Genomic DNA, 18,001 nt, shown 5'->3' with positions numbered 1-18,001 from the left:
GCCTTCGACCACCGCCGCTACTGGCTGAAGACCGCCCCGGCGGCGGACGCCGCCTCGCTCGGGCAGGCCGCCGCCGACCACCCGCTGCTCGGCGCTGTCGTGGCGCGGCCCGACTCCGGTGGGTTCATGACGACCTCGCGGTGGTCGCTGCGGTCGCAGCCGTGGCTGGCCGAGCATCTGGTCGGGGACGACGCGGTCCTGGTGCCGAACGCGGCGCTGGTCGAGCTGGCGGTCCGGCTCGGCGAAGAGGCGGGCGTGCCGGTGGTGGAGGAGCTGACCGTCGACCGGCCGGTGGTCCTGCCGGTGCGCGGTGGCCGGGGTGTCCAGACCGTGGTGGGCGAGCCCGACGACACCGGGCGGCGTACGGTCGACGTGTACTCGCGCGCGGACGACTCCGGGCTGGACGCCGTCTGGACGCGGCACGCGCACGGCACGCTGGCGCCCGCCGCGCCGGTGGACGACGACCGGCCCGCCGACGGGCCCGGCGTCGAAGTGGCCCTCGGTGAGGCCGCCGGGGACGCCGACCGGTACGGCCTGCACCCCACGCTGCTCGACGCGGCCGTACGGACGGTGCTGCCCGCCGGGACCCTCGCGGTCACCTGGCGCGGGGTCGGTCTGCGCGCGTCCGGCGCGACCGCTGTCACCGTGCGGTCGGCGGGGGCGGGCGGCGAGGGCACCCGGCTCGACCTGACCGACCCGGCCGGGCGGCCCGTGCTGGCCGTCGACGCGGTGCTGTCGGAGCCGTTCGACCCGGCGCGCGCCGGACTCGCCGAGGCGCTCACCCACGACGCGCTGTTCCGCGTCGACTGGACGGAGCTGCCGCTTCCGGCGGCGGGCGACGGTACGCCGACCGCTGTCAGCGTCAGGACCGCCGACGATGTCACCGCCGCCGGTGCGGCGGACGCGGACGTGCTGCTCTACGCGGTCGAGCCCGCCGGCACCGATCCGCGGACCGCGCTCGCCGCCGCGCTCGCCGTCCTCCAGGCGTGGCTGGCCGGACCGGCCCTGGAGCGGACCCGGTTGCTCGTGGCGGCCGTCGCGGACGGCACGGACGTCGCATCGGCCGCCGTACGGGGGCTGCTGCGCTCCGTGCAGTCCGAGCATCCCGGCCGGGTCGTCCTCGTCGAGTTCGACGGGCCGACGGAGCCGGACAGCGGGTGGGGCCTCGACGCGGCGGCCCGTGCCGCGCTGCCCGGCCTGCTGGCCTGCGGCGAACCGGTGATCCGCATGCGGGCCGCGGGTGCCGAGGTGCCCCGGCTCGCCCGGGTCGACGTACCGGCGGGGGAGAGCGGTTCCCCGCAGCCGGGGCGGGCGCTCGACCCGGACGGGACCGTCCTGGTCACCGGCGGTACCGGCACGCTCGGCGCGCTGACCGCCCGGCACCTGGTCACCGCGCACGGCGTACGGCATCTGCTGCTGGTCAGCCGGCGGGGCCCCGCGGCGGACGGTGCCGCCGAGCTGTCCGGGGAACTGACCGCGTTGGGCGCCACCGTGACCCTCGCCGCCTGCGACACCGCCGACCGGACGCAGCTCGCGGCCGTCCTGGACGCGGTGCCGGCCGCCCACCCGCTCACCGCCGTCCTGCACACCGCCGGTGTCCTGGACGACGGCGTGGTCACCGCGCTCACCCCGGAGCGCCTCGACACCGTACTGCGGCCCAAGCTGGACGCGGCACTGCTGCTGGACGAGCTGACGCGGGACCGCGACCTCGCGGCGTTCGTCCTGTTCTCCTCGGCCGCGAACGTGTTCGGCAACCCGGGCCAGGCCAACTACGCCGCCGCCAACGCCGCCCTGGACGCGCTCGCCCGGCAGCGCCGCGAGCGGGGGCTGCCCGGTGTCTCGCTCGCCTGGGGCTACTGGGAGCGGGCCAGCGGCATGACCCGGCACCTCGGCGCCGCCGACCTGCACCGCAACCGGCGGCTCGGCATGGCCGCGCTGTCCGAGGCCGAGGGCATGGCGCTGCTGGACCTCGCCCTGCGCCCCGGCAGCGGGCTGCCCGCCGCCCTGGTGGCCGCCAAGCTGGACCTGCCCGCCCTCCGCGCGGCGGCCCGCACCGCGCCCATGGCACCCCTGCTGCGGGGCCTCGCGCCCGCCCCGCGCTCGCTGGCGCGCGCCGCCGGGACCACGGAGCCCGGCAGCCTGCGCGACCGCGTCGCCCAGCTGGACCCGGCGGCCCAGAGCACGCTGCTGCTGGACCTGGTGCGGCGCCACGCCGCCGACGTGCTCGGCCACGGCACCGCCGACGCCGTACGCGCCGACCGGGCCTTCAAGGACGCCGGGTTCGACTCGCTGACCGCGGTGGAGCTGCGCAACCGGCTGGCGACCGCCACCGGACTCACGCTGCCCTCGGCCGTCGTCTTCGACTACCCGAAGCCCACCGCCCTCGCCGAGCATCTGCGGGCCCGGCTCGTCGGCGGCACCACCGTCGCGGAGGCGCCGGCCGGTCCGGCACCCGTCGCGGCCGACGAACCGATCGCCATCGTCGCGATGGCCTGCCGGTTCCCCGCCGGGGTGCACAGCCCCGAGGACCTGTGGCGGGTCGTGGCCGACGGGGTCGACGCCGTCACCGAGTTCCCCGCCGACCGGGGCTGGGACATCGACCGGCTCTACGACGCCGACCCCGACAAGGCCGGCACGACCTATGTGCGGCACGGCGCGTTCCTCGACGACGCGCCCGGCTTCGACGCCGCCTTCTTCGGCATCTCCCCGAACGAGGCCCTCGCCATGGACCCGCAGCAGCGGCTGCTGCTGGAGACGTCCTGGGAGACGTTCGAACGCGCGGGGATCGACCCCACCGGGCTGGGCGGCCGGGACATCGGGGTCTTCGCCGGCGTCAACAGCCACGACTACACCGTACGGATGCACCGCTCGACCGACGCCGAGGGCTTCCGGCTCACCGGCGGCTCCGGCAGCGTCGTCTCGGGCCGGGTCGCCTACCACTTCGGCTTCGAGGGGCCGGCCGTCACGATCGACACCGCCTGCTCGTCCTCCCTGGTCGCCCTGCACCTCGCGGCCCAGGCGCTCCGCAATGGGGAGTGCTCGATGGCGCTCGCCGGCGGCGTGATGGTGATGGGCAACGTGGAGACGTTCGTCGAGTTCTCCCGGCAGCGCGGCCTGGCCCCCGACGGCCGGTGCAAGGCGTTCGCGGACGGCGCGGACGGCACCGGCTGGTCCGAGGGCGTGGGCGTGCTGCTGGTCGAGCGGCTCTCGGACGCCGAGCGGCAGGGGCACCAGGTGCTCGCCGTGATCCGGGGCAGCGCCGTCAACCAGGACGGCGCGTCCAACGGGCTCACCGCGCCCAACGGTCCCTCGCAGCAGCGAGTGATCCGCAAGGCGCTGGCGAACGCCGGGCTGACGGTGGCCGAGGTGGACGCGGTCGAGGCGCACGGCACGGGCACGGTCCTCGGCGACCCGATCGAGGCGCAGGCCCTCCTCGCCACCTACGGTCAGGACCGCGAAGAGCCGCTGTGGATCGGGTCGGTGAAGTCCAACCTCGGGCACACCCAGGCAGCCGCCGGTGTCGCCGGCGTCATCAAGATGGTCATGGCGATGCGCCACGGCCTCCTGCCCCGCACCCTGCACGTGGACCGGCCCTCCACTCACGTCGACTGGTCGGCGGGCGCGGTGGAGGTGCTGTCCGAGGCCCGGCCCTGGCCGCAGACCGGCCGCCCGCGCCGCGCCGGTGTCTCCGCCTTCGGCATCGGCGGCACCAACGCCCACCTGGTCCTGGAGCAGGCACCCGCGGCCGACGCGACGGACAGCACGGAGCCGGCCACGGCCGACGGCACCTCCCCCCTCCTCTTCCCCGTCTCCGCCCGCACCTCCGCCGGCCTCCGTGGCCAGGCCGGCCGGCTCGCGGACTGGGTCGAGAGCCGGACCGGTACGCCGCTCGGGGCCACGGCCCACGCGCTCGGCACCGCCCGCGCCCACCTCGACCACCGCGCGGTCGTCCTGGCAGCCGACCGGGAGCGACTGACCGCCTCCCTGCGCGCACTCGCCGAGGGCACCGCCGACGCGGACACCGTCACCGGCGGCCCGGCCGACGGCAAGCTCGCCTTCCTGTTCACCGGGCAGGGCAGCCAGTGGGCCGGCATGGGCCGGGAACTCGCCGCCGCCCACCCCGTGTTCCGCGACGCCTTCGACGCCGCCTGCGCCGCCGTCGAACGGCACCTGGACGACCTCGCCCACCCCCTGCGCGAGGTGGTCTTCGCCGAGCCCGGCACCGACCGGGCCGCCCTGCTCGACCAGACCCTCTACACCCAGGCCGCGCTGTTCGCCCTGGAGACCGCGCTGTTCCGGCTGTTCGCCTCCTGGGGCGTACGACCCGACCTGGTCGCGGGCCACTCGGTCGGCGAGATCGCAGCCGCCCACGCCGCCGGGATCCTGGACCTGGCGGACGCCGGTGAACTGGTCGCCGCCCGCGGCCGGCTGATGCAGGCCCTGCCCGCGGGCGGGGCGATGATCGCCGTCGAGGCGACCGAGGCCGAGGTGGCACCCCTGCTCGCCGGGACACCGGGCATCGCCGGGATCGCGGCGGTCAACGGGCCCGAGGCGCTGGTCCTGTCCGGCGCCGAGGACGCCGTACTCGCCGTCGCCGGACGCCTCGCCCAGGACGGCCACCGGACCCGGCGGCTGTCCGTCAGCCACGCCTTCCACTCCGCCCTGATGGAGCCGATGCTCGACGAGCTGCGCGCCGTGGCCGCCCGGCTCCACTACCGGCCCGGCACCGTGCCCGTCGTCTCCACGCTCACCGGCGCCCTCGCCGAGGACGGACTCCTCGCCACCCCCGAGTACTGGGTCGACCAGGCCCGGCACGCCGTGCGGTTCGCCGACGCCGTCACCACCCTGCGCGACCAGGGCGCCGTGACCCACCTCGAACTGGGCCCCGGCGGCGTCCTCAGCGCCATGGCCCTCGGCACGCTCGGCCCGGACACCCGCGGCTGTGTCAGCACGCTGCGCCACGACACCGCCGAGGGCACCGCCGTCCGCACCGCGCTGGCCGAACTGCACGTGCGGGGCGTGCCGGTCGACTGGACCGCCGTCCTCGGCCGCCCGGCGCCGGCCGTCGGCCCCGACCTGCCCACCTACGCCTTCCAGCACCAGCGGTACTGGGTGGAGGGCACCGCCGCCACCGACGCGGAGGCGCTCGGCGCCCGGTCCGCGGGCCACCCGCTGCTGGGCAGCGTCGTGGAGGTCCCCGGCGCCCAGGGCGGCACCGGCGTCGTCCTCACCGGGCGGCTGTCCGGGCGCAGCCCCGGCGTGCACGCCGGCGGGGAGGCGACCGTACCGGCGGCCGTGCTGCTGGAGCTGCTGGTCCGGGCCGGTGACGAGGCCGGCGGCGGCACCGTCGAGCGGATCACCGTCGACGCGCCCCTCGTCGTCCCCGCGCACGGCGACCTCCAGCTCCGCGTCTTCGTGGACGCGCCCGGACCCGACGGTGCCCGTGCCGCCGCTGTGCACAGCCGGCCGGCCGGACGGGACGGCGAACCGTGGCTCCGGCACGCCCGCGCCACCCTGACGCCCGGCGTCCCGCGGCACGCCTTCGACCTGCGCGCCTGGCCGGACGAGCCCGCGGAAGCCGGTTCCCCGGCAGGGGTGCGCGGCGTGTGGCGGCAGGACGACCGGATCCTCGCCGACATCGCGCTGCCGGCCGAACTCGCCGACCAGGCCGAGGCGTTCACCCTGCACCCGGTGCTCCTCGACACCGCCCTGCGGATCGCGGCCGGAACCGAAGGCACCGCAGTCTCGATGGCCGAGTGCGCCGCCCTCGCCGTGTACGCGGTGGGCGCCACCGAGCTGCGCGTGCGGGTCACCCCGTCCGCCGGGGCCGGCCGGCACCTGGTGGAACTGGCCGATCCCGACGGGCGGCCGGTGGCCCTGCTCGGCCCGGTGACGCTCACGGCCGACGAAGCCGCCGTCCCCGAAGCCGCCCCCAGCGTCACCAAGCTCGCCGCCGCCCCCGCCCGCCGGGTCATCCGCCGCGAACCCGCCGCCGACGGCAACGAACTCGCCGCCCGGCTGGCCGGTCTCGCCGACGCGGAACAGCGGCGGATCCTGCTCGACCTGGTCCGGGAGAGCGCCGCGGTCGTCCTCGGCCACCGGGACACGGACGGCTTCGACGAGGGGCAGCCGTTCAAGAACCTCGGCTTCGACTCGCTCACCGCCGTCAAACTCCGCAACCGGCTCCACGACTTCACCGGCGTCAGCCTGCCCAGCAGCCTCGTCTTCGACCACCCGACCCCGGCCCTGCTCGCCGACCACCTGCGCGGTGAACTCCTCGGCACCCGCCCGGAGATCCCCGCCGTCACCCGGCGCGGCACGGCGGACCCGGACGAGCCGATCGCCATCATCGCCATGAGCACCAGGCTGCCCGGCGGCGTCACCAGCCCCGAGGAACTCTGGCAACTCGTCATGGACCGGCGGGACGCCATCTCCGGCTTCCCCGACGACCGCGACTGGGACATCGACAAGCTCTACCACCCCGACCCGGCCCACCCCGGCACCAGCTACACCCGGGCCGGCGGCTTCCTGCACGACGCCGCCCGGTTCGACGCCCAGCTCTTCGGCATCTCACCGCGTGAGGCCCTGGCCATGGACCCGCAGCAGCGGCTGCTGCTGGAGACCTCCTGGGAGGCCCTGGAACGGGCCGGCATCGACCCCCTGTCCACCCGCGGCCAGGACATCGGCGTGTTCACCGGCATCGTCCACCACGACTACGTGACCCGGCTGCGCCAGGTGCCCGAGGACGTCCAGGGCTACACGATGACCGGTACGGCCTCCAGCGTGGCCTCGGGCCGGGTGTCCTACGTCTTCGGCTTCGAGGGCCCCGCGGTGACCGTCGACACCGCCTGCTCCTCCTCCCTCGTCGCCATGCACCTGGCCGCGCAGGCCCTGCGGGGCGGCGAGTGCTCCCTCGCCCTCGCCGGCGGCGCCACCGTGATGGCCAGCCCCGACGCCTTCCTGGAGTTCTCCCGGCAGCGCGGACTGTCGGCCGACGGCCGCTGCAAGGCGTACTCCTCCACCGCGGACGGCACCGGCTGGGCCGAGGGCGTCGGCGTGGTCCTGCTGGAGCGGCTGTCCGAGGCACGGCGCAACGGCCACCGCGTCCTCGCGGTGCTGCGCGGCAGCGCGGTCAACCAGGACGGCGCCTCCAACGGCCTGACCGCCCCCAACGGCCCCTCCCAGCAGCGGGTGATCCGCGGCGCGCTGGCCGCGGCCGGCCTCCGGCCCGCCGACGTGGACGTGGTGGAGGGCCACGGCACCGGCACCGTCCTCGGCGACCCCATCGAGATCCAGGCGCTGCTGGCCACCTACGGCCAGGACCGCGACGCCGACAGGCCGCTGCGGCTCGGCTCGGTGAAGTCCAACATCGGGCACACGCAGGCCGCCGCCGGTGTCGCCGGAGTCATCAAGATGGTCGAGGCGATGCGGCACGGCATCATGCCCGCCACCCTCAACGTCGCCGAGCCCACACCCCAGGCGGACTGGTCGGCGGGCGCGGTCGAACTGCTCACCGAGGCCCGGGAATGGGCCCGCGACGGCCGGCCTCGCCGGGCCGCCGTCTCCTCCTTCGGCGCGAGCGGCACCAACGCGCACGTCATCCTGGAGGAGGCGCCCGAGACCGAGCCGGTCAGCCGGCCGACGGTCCCCGACGGGGTCGTACCGCTGGTGGTGTCGGCCCGCAGCACGGCCTCCCTCGCCGCCCAGGCCGGGCGCCTGGCGACGCTCGTCACGGACACCGGCACGGACGCGGCCCCGGCCGAGATCGCGGGCGCGCTCGTCTCCCGGCGGGCCCTGCTGACCGAGCGGGCCGTGGTCGTCGCCGGTTCGCGCGACGAGGCGCTGACCGGGCTGGGCGCACTGGCCCGCGGCGAGAGCAGCCCCCTCGTCGTGACCGGTACCGTCGCCGGCTCCGGCGGCCCCGGCAGGACCGTCCTCGTCTTCCCCGGCCAGGGCTCCCAGTGGCAGGGAATGGGACGGGAACTGCTGGAGTCCTCGCCCGTGTTCGCCGAGCGGATCGAGGCGTGCGCCCGGGCGCTGGAGCCGTGGGTGGACTGGGACCTGAAGGCCGTGCTGCGCGGTGACGTCGACCTGCTGGCGCGGGTCGATGTCGTCCAGCCGGCGAGCTTCGCCGTCAATGTCGGCCTGGCGGCGGTGTGGGCGTCGGTCGGCGTGGTGCCGGACGCGGTCGTCGGTCACTCGCAGGGGGAGATCGCCGCCGCCTGCGTCGCCGGAGCGCTGTCGCTGGAGGACGCGGCGCGGATCGTGGCCGTACGCAGTCAGGTGATCGCCGGTGAGCTGGCGGGGCGCGGCGGTATGGCCTCGGTCATGCTCGCCGAGCCGGACGCGCTCACGCGTATCGCCCCGTGGGGCGGGCGGGTCGAGGTCGCCGCGGTCAACAGTCCTACGTCGGTCGTCGTCGCCGGTGACGCGGAGGCGCTGGACGAGGCACTGGCCGCGCTGGAGGCCGACGGAGTGCGCGTGCGCCGGGTCGCCGTGGACTACGCCTCCCACACCCGCCATGTCGAGGCGATCGAAGGGGCGCTGGGCGAGGCGTTCGCCGACATCCGCAGCCAGGCCCCGGTCGTTCCGTTCTTCTCCACCGTCACGGGTGAGTGGGTCCGTGAGCCGGGCGTGCTCGACGGCGGCTACTGGTACCGCAACCTGCGCCGGCAGGTCCGCTTCGGCCCCGCCGTCGCCACCCTCCTCACCGAGGGCCACACGGTGTTCGTCGAGTCGAGCGCCCACCCGGTCCTGGTCCAGCCCGTGAACGAGATCTTCGACGGGGCCGGGGACGACAACGTCCGGCTCCGGGCCGTCGCCGCCGGATCGCTACGGCGCGAGGAGGGCGGCCTGCGACGGCTGTCGGCGTCGATGGCGGAACTCTTCGTCAAGGGCGTCGCCGTCGACTGGACGGGCGTACTGCCCGCCGAGGCACGCGACGCCCGTGTGGACCTGCCGACGTACGCCTTCGACCGGCAGCACTTCTGGCTCCGGGAGCCGGACGGCGCCACGGACGGCACCCCGGCCGCCGAGGGCGCCGAGAACGACTTCTGGGCCGCCGTCGAAGAGTCCGACGCCGACTCCCTCGCCCAGCTGCTCGACCTGGCCGCGGCCGACCAGCGCGCCGCGCTGCGCACGGTCGTACCCGTCCTGGCCGACTGGCGTGGCCGGCGGCGCGAGCGGTCGGCGGCGGAGAAACTGCGCTACCACGTCACCTGGCGGCCGCTCGACCAGGAAGGCGCCGGCGTCCCCGGCGGCACCTGGCTGGCCGTCGTACCGGCGAACCGGCGGCCGGACACGCCGCTGGACGACCTCCTGCGGGAACTCACCGCGCAGGGCCTCGACCTCGTCCCGCTGGAGGTCGCGCCGGACGACGCCACCCGCGACCGGCTCGGCGAGCGCCTGTCCGCCGCCCTCGCCGCACACGAACCGACCGGAGTGCTGTCGCTGCTCGCGCTCGACCCGGGCGCCCAGGACGGCCCGCAGGATCCCGTCCCGCTCACCGCGGCCACCCTCGCGCTGGTGCAGGCGCTCGGCGACGCCGGCGCCACCCAGCCGCTGTGGTCACTGACCCGGGGCGCGGTCAACACCGGCGTCCAGGACACCGTCACCGCGCCGGCCCAGGCGGCCGTCTGGGGCATCGGCCGGGCCGCCGCCCTGGAACGCGGCGACCGCTGGGGCGGACTGATCGACCTGCCCGCCACCGTCGACGCCCGCGCCGTCCGCCATCTGCTCGCCGCGCTGAACAACCCCGGCGACGACGACCAGCTGGCCGTGCGCAGGTCCGGCGTGCACACCCGCAGGCTGCTGCGCAAGGCCGCCCCCGACCCGGCCGCCGGCGCCGGCCTGCAGCCCCGCGGCACCGTCCTGGTGACCGGCGGCGCCGAGGGCCTCGGCCGGCACGCCTCCCTGTGGCTCGCCCGGTCCGGCGCCCAGCGGCTCGTCGTCACCACCACGGCCGCAGCCCCCGAGAACGCGCTCGCCGCGCTCACCGCCGAAGTGGCCGCCCTCGGCACCGGCACCACCCTCGTGGCGTGCGCCGACACCGACCGGGCCGCGATCGAGCGGCTGCTCGCCGAGGCCCCCGACGACCAGCCGCTCACCGCCGTCGTGCACACCGCCGACATCGCCCGGACCAGCACCGTGGACGACACCGGCGTACCCGAACTCACCGAGGTGTTCGCGGCCAAGGTGGACACCGCCCGCTGGCTCGCCGAGCGGTTCGCGGACACCCCGCTCGACGCGTTCGTCGTGTTCTCCTCGATCGCCGGCATCTGGGGCGGTGGCGGGCAGGGCCCGTCCGGCGCGGCCAACGCCGTGCTCGACGCCCTTGTGGAGTGGCGCCGCGGCCAGGGCCACCCGGCCACCGCCATCGCCTGGGGCGCCCTGGACGAGATCGGCGTCGGCATGGACGAGGACACCCTCGTCCAGCTGCGCCGGCGCGGTGTGCTGCCCATGGCCCCGCAGATCGCCGTCACCGCCTTCGAACAGGCCGTCCAGGCCCAGGAGAAGGCCGTCACGGTCGTCGACATGGACTGGGACGCCTTCGTCCCGGCGTTCACCTCGGTCCGGCCCAGCCCGCTCTTCGCCGACCTGCCCGAGGCGCAGGAAGCGCTGCGGGCCACCCAGCCGGACACCGAGAACGGCGACACCACCGCCGGACTCGTGGACTCCCTGCGCGACGTCCCCGACGCCGAGCAGAACCGCGTCCTGCTCCGGCTGGTGTGCGGACACGCCGCCACCGTCCTCGGACACAGCGGCGCCGAGAGCATCGGACCCCTGCAGGCCTTCCAGGAAGTCGGCTTCGACTCGCTCGCCGCGGTCAACCTGCGCAACAGCCTGCACGTGGCGACCGGCCTGCGGCTGCCCGCCACGCTCATCTTCGACTACCCCACGCCGGACGCCCTCGTCGGCTACCTGCGCTCCGAACTGCTGCGGGACGCCGACGACGGGCTCGACGGGCGGGAGGACGACCTCAGGCGAGCCCTCGCCACCGTCCCCCTCGCCCGGTTCAGGGAAGCCGGCGTCCTGGACACCCTGCTCGGCCTCGTGGACACCGACGACGCTCCGGACGACGAAGCGTCCGAAACGGCGGCACCGGCCGAGGACGACGAGACCCTGATCGACGCCATGGACGTTGCCGATCTCGTGCAGCGTGCTCTGGGCACCACGAGCTGACCCCATGACAGCGGACGCACCACGGAGGACGGATATGTCGGGCCCGGACGACCAGATCGTCAACGCGCTGCGCGCCTCCCTCAAGGAGAACGCGCGCCTGCAGCAGGAGAACAGCAAACTCGCGGCGGTCGCTGCCGAGCCCATCGCCATCGTCTCCATGGCCTGCCGGTACGCGGGGGGCATCCGCACCCCCGAGGACCTGTGGCGGGTGGTGACCGACGGCACCGACGTCTACACGACGTTCCCCGAGGACCGCGGCTGGGACCTGGAGGGCCTCTACCACCCCGACCCGGACAACCCCGGCACCACCTACGTCCGCGAGGGCGCCTTCCTGCACGACGCCGGCGAGTTCGACGCCGCGTTCTTCGGCATCTCCCCGCGCGAGGCCCTCGCCATGGACCCGCAGCAGCGCCAGCTGCTCGAAGTGTCCTGGGAGACCCTGGAACGGGCCGGCATCGACCCGCACTCCGTGCGCGGCAGCGACATGGGCGTCTTCGCCGGCATCGTCCACCAGGACTACGCCCCCGACCTCAGCGGCCACGAGGGCTTCCTCAGCCTGGAGCGGGCCCTCGGCACCGCGGGCGGCGTCGCCTCCGGCCGCGTCGCCTACACCCTCGGCGCGGAGGGCCCGGCGGTCACCGTCGACACCATGTGCTCCTCCTCCCTGGTCGCCATCCACCTCGCCATGCAGGCGCTGCGCCGCGGCGAGTGCTCCATGGCGCTGGCCGGCGGCTCCACCGTGATGTCCACGCCCGGCGGCTTCGTCGGCTTCGCCCGCCAGCGCGGCCTCGCCTCCGACGGCCGTATCAAGTCCTACGCCGCCGCGGCCGACGGCTCCAGCTGGGCCGAGGGTGTCGGTGTCGTCCTCCTCGAGACACTGTCGCAGGCCCGGGAGCGCGGCCACCGCGTGCTGGCCGTCATCCGCGGCTCCGCCATCAACCAGGACGGCGCCTCCAACGGCCTCACCGCCCCCAACGGCCCCTCCCAGCAGCGCGTCATCCGCAAGGCGCTGGCCGGCGCCGGACTGACCACCGCCGACATCGACATGGTGGAGGGCCACGGCACCGGCACCGTCCTCGGCGACCCCATCGAGGCCCAGGCCATCCTCGCCACCTACGGCCAGGACCGCCCCGCCGGACAGCCGCTGCGCCTCGGCTCCGTCAAGTCCGTCGTCGGCCACACCCAGGCCGCCTCCGGTGTCGCCGGCGTCATCAACATGGTCCAGGCGATGCGGCACGGCGTGATGCCGGCCAGCCGGCACATCGACGCCCCCACCCCGCAGGTCGACTGGTCGTCCGGCGCCGTGGAACTGCTCACCGAGGCGCGGGAGTGGCCCGACTCCGGCCGCCCGCGCCGGGCCGGCGTGTCCTCCTTCGGCGCCAGCGGCACCAACGCCCACCTGATCCTGGAGCAGGCCCCCACGGAGGAGGCACCGGCCCCCTCCGCGCCCGGCGGCGTCGTACCGCTGGTCGTGTCGGCCGCCTCCGCCGCCTCGCTCACCGGCCAGGCCGACCGTCTCGCCGCCTTCCTGGAGGGCGCCGCGGACACTCCGCTCGCGGACATCGCCGGCACCCTCGCCACCCGGCGCGCCGTGCTGGGCGAGCGCGCGGTCGTGGTCGCGGAGACCCACGACGAGGCCCTCGCCGCGCTGACCGCCCTCGCCCGCGACGAGCAGGCGCCCGGAACCGTCCGGGGCGCCGCCACCGCGGCCGGCGCCGGCAAGACCGTCCTCGTCTTCCCCGGCCAGGGCACCCAGTGGATCGGCATGGGCCGCGAACTGCTGGACACCTCCCCGGTGTTCGCCGCCCGCATCGAGGAGTGCGCCCAGGCCCTGGAACGCTGGGTCGACTGGGACCTCAAGGCCGTCCTGCGCGGCGAGGCCGACGCCGACCTGCTGGCCCGCGTGGACGTCGTCCAGCCCGCGAGCTTCGCCATGGCGGTCGGCCTGGCCGCCGTATGGGCCTCCGCCGGCGTCGTACCGGACGCGGTGGTCGGCCACTCGCAGGGCGAGATCGCCGCCGCCTGCGTGGCCGGCGCGCTGACGCTGGACGACGCCGCCCGCATCGTCGCCGTCCGCAGCCAGGTCATCCGCGGCCGGCTCGCCGGGCTCGGCGGCATGGCCTCCGTCGCGCTGGCCGAGGAGGACGTCACCGCCCGGCTGGAGCGGTGGGCCGGCCGGGTCGAGGTCGCCGCCGTCAACGGCCCCGCCTCGGTCGTGATCGCCGGGGACGCCGAAGCCCTCGACGAGGTCCTGGACACCCTGGAGGACCAGGGCGTGCGAGTACGGCGCATCGCCGTGGACTACGCCTCGCACAGCCGGCACGTCCAGGCCGTGCAGGAGGCCCTCACCGAGGCCTTCGCGGACATCCGCGGCCAGGCCCCGACGGTTCCGTTCCTGTCCACGGTGACCGGCGACTGGGTCCGCGAGGCCGGCGTCCTGGACGGCGGCTACTGGTACCGCAACCTCCGCCGGCAGGTCCGCTTCGGCCCCGCCGTCGCCACCCTCCTCGCCGAGGGCCACACCGTCTTCGTCGAGTCCAGCGCCCACCCCGTCCTCGTCCAGCCCATCACCGAGATCGCCGACGAGACGGACGCCGTGGTCACCGGCTCCCTGCGCCGCGACGACGGCGGACCGCGGCGGCTGCTCACCTCCCTGGCGGAGGTCTTCGCGAGCGGCGTGCCCGTCGACTGGCGGGCCGTCCTGCCCGAGGCCGCCCGCACCGCCCACGTCGACCTGCCGACGTACGCCTTCGACCGCCGCCACTACTGGATCCAGCTCACCGCGAACGGCGGCGACGCCGCCTCCCTCGGCGTGACCGGCAGCGAGCACCCGCTGCTCGGCGCGGTCGTCCCGCTGCCCCAGACCGACGGCCTGGTCTTCACCTCACGACTCTCCCTGCGCACCCACCCCTGGCTGGCCGACCACGCCATGCAGGGCGTGGTCATCGTCCCCGGCACCGTCTACGTCGACCTCGCGGTCCGCGCCGGCGACGAGTTCGGCTGCGGCACCCTCGAAGAACTCGTCATCGAGGCACCCCTGGTCCTGCCCGAGCAGGGCGGCGTCCGCGTCCAGGTCGCCGTCGGCGGCGCCGGCCCCAACGGCTCCCGCACCGTCGACGTGTACTCGCTGCGCGAGGACGCCACCGACGACGACGGCCACGGCGAGTGGACCCGGCACGCCACCGGCCTGCTCTCCAGCACGCCCGCCCGGTTCACCACGCCCGCCGTCGACTACGCGGCCTGGCCGCCGCCCGGCGCCGAACCCGTCGCCATCGACGACTTCTACACCGCCCTCGTCGCCCGCGGCTACGCCTACGGCCCCGCCTTCCAGGGCCTGCGCGGAGTGTGGCGGCGCGGCGAGGAACTCTTCGCCGAGGCGGCCCTGCCGCAGGACCACCGGGAGAACGCCGACAAGTTCGTCATCCACCCGGCCCTGCTCGACGCCGCCCTGCACACCAACGCCTTCGCCAACCCGGACGACGACCGCAACGTCCTCCCGTTCGCCTGGAACGGGCTCGTCCTGCACGCCGAAGGCGCCACCGCCCTGCGCGTCCGGGTCGCGCCCGCCGGCCCCGACGCCCTGTCCTTCCAAGCCACCGACGAGACCGGCGCCCTGGTCCTGACCATGGACTCGCTGGTGTCCCTGCCGGTCTCCGCCGAACAGCTCGGCGCCGCGGCCGGCGGCGACAAGGACGCCCTGTTCGCCGTCGACTGGGTACGGCTGCCCGCCCCCGAGGGCGCCACCGCCGCACCCGCCTGGGTGCCCGTCGCCGACGCCGCCGACGTGACCGCGCTCGCCGCCCGCGACAGCGCCCCCGGCGCGGCCGTCCTGGACGCCTACAGCGACGGCGCCGACGCCCAGACCCTCACCTGCCGCGCCCTGAGCGTCCTCCAGGCCTGGCTCGCCACACCCGAACTCGAAGCCGCCCGGCTCGTGGTGGCCACCCGGGGCGCGGTCGCCGCGGGCGGCGACACCGCGGTCACCGACCCGGCCGGCGCCGCCGTCTGGGGTCTCGTCCGCGCCGCCCAGGCCGAGAACCCGGACCGGGTGATCCTGGTCGATCTCGACCCGGCCGCGGCCACCGGCGCCGGACCCGTCCTCGCCCAGCTCCTCGCCACCGGCGAACCGCAGCTCGCCGTCCGGGGCACCGCGCTGTCGGCGCCCCGCCTGGTCCGCGCCGACACGGCGGACACGGGCGGTACGGTCGGCACCGAGCCGCCCGCGGCTGACGCCGCCGGTACCGAGGAACCCACGGACGGCACCCCCGCCGCGTTCGACCCCGACGGCACCGTCCTCATCACCGGCGGCACCGGCTCGCTCGGCGCCCTGGTCGCCCGCCACCTGGTCGAACGGCACGCCGTACGCCACCTGGTGCTGGCCGGCCGGCGCGGCCCCGACGCCGACGGCGCCGCCGAACTGACCGCCGAGCTGACCGGCCTCGGCGCGGCCGTCTCCGTCGTCGCCTGCGACGTCTCCGACCGGGAAGCGGTCGCCGAACTGCTGCGCGCCGTCCCGGCCGAGCACCCGCTGACCGGCCTCGTGCACCTCGCCGGCGTCCTGGACGACGGTGTGATCAGCGCGCTCACCGAGGAGCGGATCGCCGGGGTCTTCGCGCCCAAGGCCACCGCCGTACGCCACCTGGACGAGCTGAGCCGCGAACTCGCGCCCGGCCTCCGCTCGTTCGTGGTGTTCTCCTCGGCCGCCGCCCTGCTCGGCTCGGCCGGTCAGGGCAACTACGCGGCAGCCAACGCCTACCTGGACGCCCTGATGGCCCACCGCCGCGCGGCCGGCCTGCCCGGCGTCTCCCTCGCCTGGGGCCTGTGGGAGCAGAGCGCCGGCCTCACCGCCCACCTCAGCGAGACCGACCAGGCCCGCATGAGCCGCGGCGGCGTCCTCGCCCTCACCCCCGCCGAGGGTCTCGCCCTCCTCGACACCGGCCTGCGCTCCGACCGGGCCCTGCTGGTCCCGATCAAGCTGGACCTGCGCGCACTGCGCTCCGACGCCGCCGCCGGCAGCGCCGTGCCGCATCTGCTGCGCGGCCTGGTCCGGGCCGGCCGGCGGTCCGCCCGGGCCGCGGCCGGCGACGGCAGCGGACTCCTGCGCCGCCTCGCCGGACTGCCCGAGGCCGAGCAGGAAGCCGTCCTGCTGGGCATCATCCAGGCCGAGGCCACCGCCGTCCTGGGCTTCAGCGGCCCCGAACTCGCCCAGGGCACCCGCGGGTTCGGCGACATCGGCTTCGACTCGCTCACCGCGATCGAACTCCGCAACCGGCTCTCCGCCGCCACCGGTGTCAAGCTGCCCGCCACGCTCATCTTCGACTACCCCACCCCGGTGGCGCTCGCCCGCCATCTGCGCGAGGAACTCGGCGAGAGCGCGGCCGGCGCCGCCGCCCCCACCGTGGTCGCGACCGACCCGGACGAGCCCATCGCCATCGTCGGCATGGCCTGCCGGCTGCCCGGCGGTGTCACCGACCCGGCCGGCCTGTGGCGGCTCGTGCTCGAACGCCGCGACGGCATCACCGAGTTCCCCGACGACCGCGGCTGGAACCTGGACGAACTGTTCGACGCCGACCCCGACAAGGCCGGCACCTCCTACGTCCACAAGAGCGGATTCCTGCACAGCGCCGCCGAGTTCGACGCCGAGTTCTTCGGCATCTCGCCGCGCGAGGCCCTCGCCATGGACCCGCAGCAGCGGCTGCTGCTGGAGGCGACCTGGGAAGCCCTGGAGAACGCCGGCGTCGACCCCGGCTCGACCCGCGGCGCGAACATCGGCGTCTTCTCCGGCGTCTCCATCCACGACTACCTGGAGTCCCTCAGCAACATGCCCCCCGAGCTGGAGGGCTACGTCACCACCGCGACCGCCGGCAGCGTGGCCTCGGGCCGGGTGTCCTACGTGTTCGGCTTCGAGGGCCCCGCGGTGACCGTCGACACCGCCTGCTCCTCCTCCCTCGTCGCCATGCACCTCGCCGCCCAGGCGCTGCGGCAGGGCGAGTGCTCCCTGGCCCTGGCCGGCGGTGTCGCCGTGATGGGCTCGCCCATCGGCGTGCTCGGCATGTCCCGCCAGCGGGGCCTCGCCGCCGACGGCAGGGTCAAGGCCTTCTCCGCCGGCGCCGACGGCACGATCCTGTCCGAGGGCGTCGGCATCGTCGTCCTGGAGCGCCTGTCGGAGGCCCGGCGCAACGGCCACCGGGTGCTGGCGGTGCTGCGCGGCAGCGCGATCAACCAGGACGGCGCCTCCAACGGCCTGACCGCCCCGAACGGCCCCTCCCAGCAGCGGGTGATCCGCCGGGCACTGGCCGCGGCCGGGCTGGCCACGTCGGACGTGGACGTGGTGGAGGCACACGGCACGGGCACGGCGCTCGGCGACCCGATCGAGGCACAGGCACTGCTGGCGACGTACGGACGCGACCGCCAGGAGCCGCTGTGGCTCGGCTCGTTGAAGTCCAACATCGGCCACACCCAGGCCGCCGCTGGTGTCGCCGGTGTCATCAAGATGATCCAGGCGATGCGGCACGGCGTTCTGCCGCCCACCCTGAACGTCACCGAGCCGACCCCGCAGGTCGACTGGTCGGCCGGAGCCGTCGAGCTGCTGACCGAGGCACGGGAGTGGCCGGAGACCGGCCGCCCGCGCCGGGCCGGCGTCTCCTCCTTCGGCATCAGCGGCACCAACGCCCACCTCATCCTGGAGCAGGCCCCCGAAGAGCCGGCCGCCGCCCGCGTGTCGCATGACGGTGTGGTGCCGGTGGTGGTGTCGGCCGTGTCGGAGGGTTCGCTGGCCGGTCAGGCGGAGCGGCTGGCGGCGTTCGCCGGGGACACGGAT

The 18,001-nt window shown here is 75.8% G+C and carries 2 protein-coding genes; both read left to right on the top strand.

The features are described from left to right. Nucleotides 1-24 precede the first annotated feature (24 nt). Entirely contained in the window at nucleotides 25-11,181 is an 11,157-nt protein-coding gene (locus ABZ937_RS42145; RefSeq protein ID WP_361700819.1) for a type I polyketide synthase, read from the top strand. A 34-nt stretch (nucleotides 11,182-11,215) separates the two neighbouring features. Beyond that, a partial coding sequence (locus ABZ937_RS42140) for a type I polyketide synthase (RefSeq protein WP_361700816.1) occupies nucleotides 11,216-18,001 on the top strand: 6,786 nt, incomplete at its 3' end.

The organism is Streptomyces sp. NPDC046727 (genome assembly GCF_040645635.1).
GTDB lineage: Bacteria > Actinomycetota > Actinomycetes > Streptomycetales > Streptomycetaceae > Streptomyces.
This window is presented reverse-complemented; position numbering and strand designations above follow the sequence as displayed.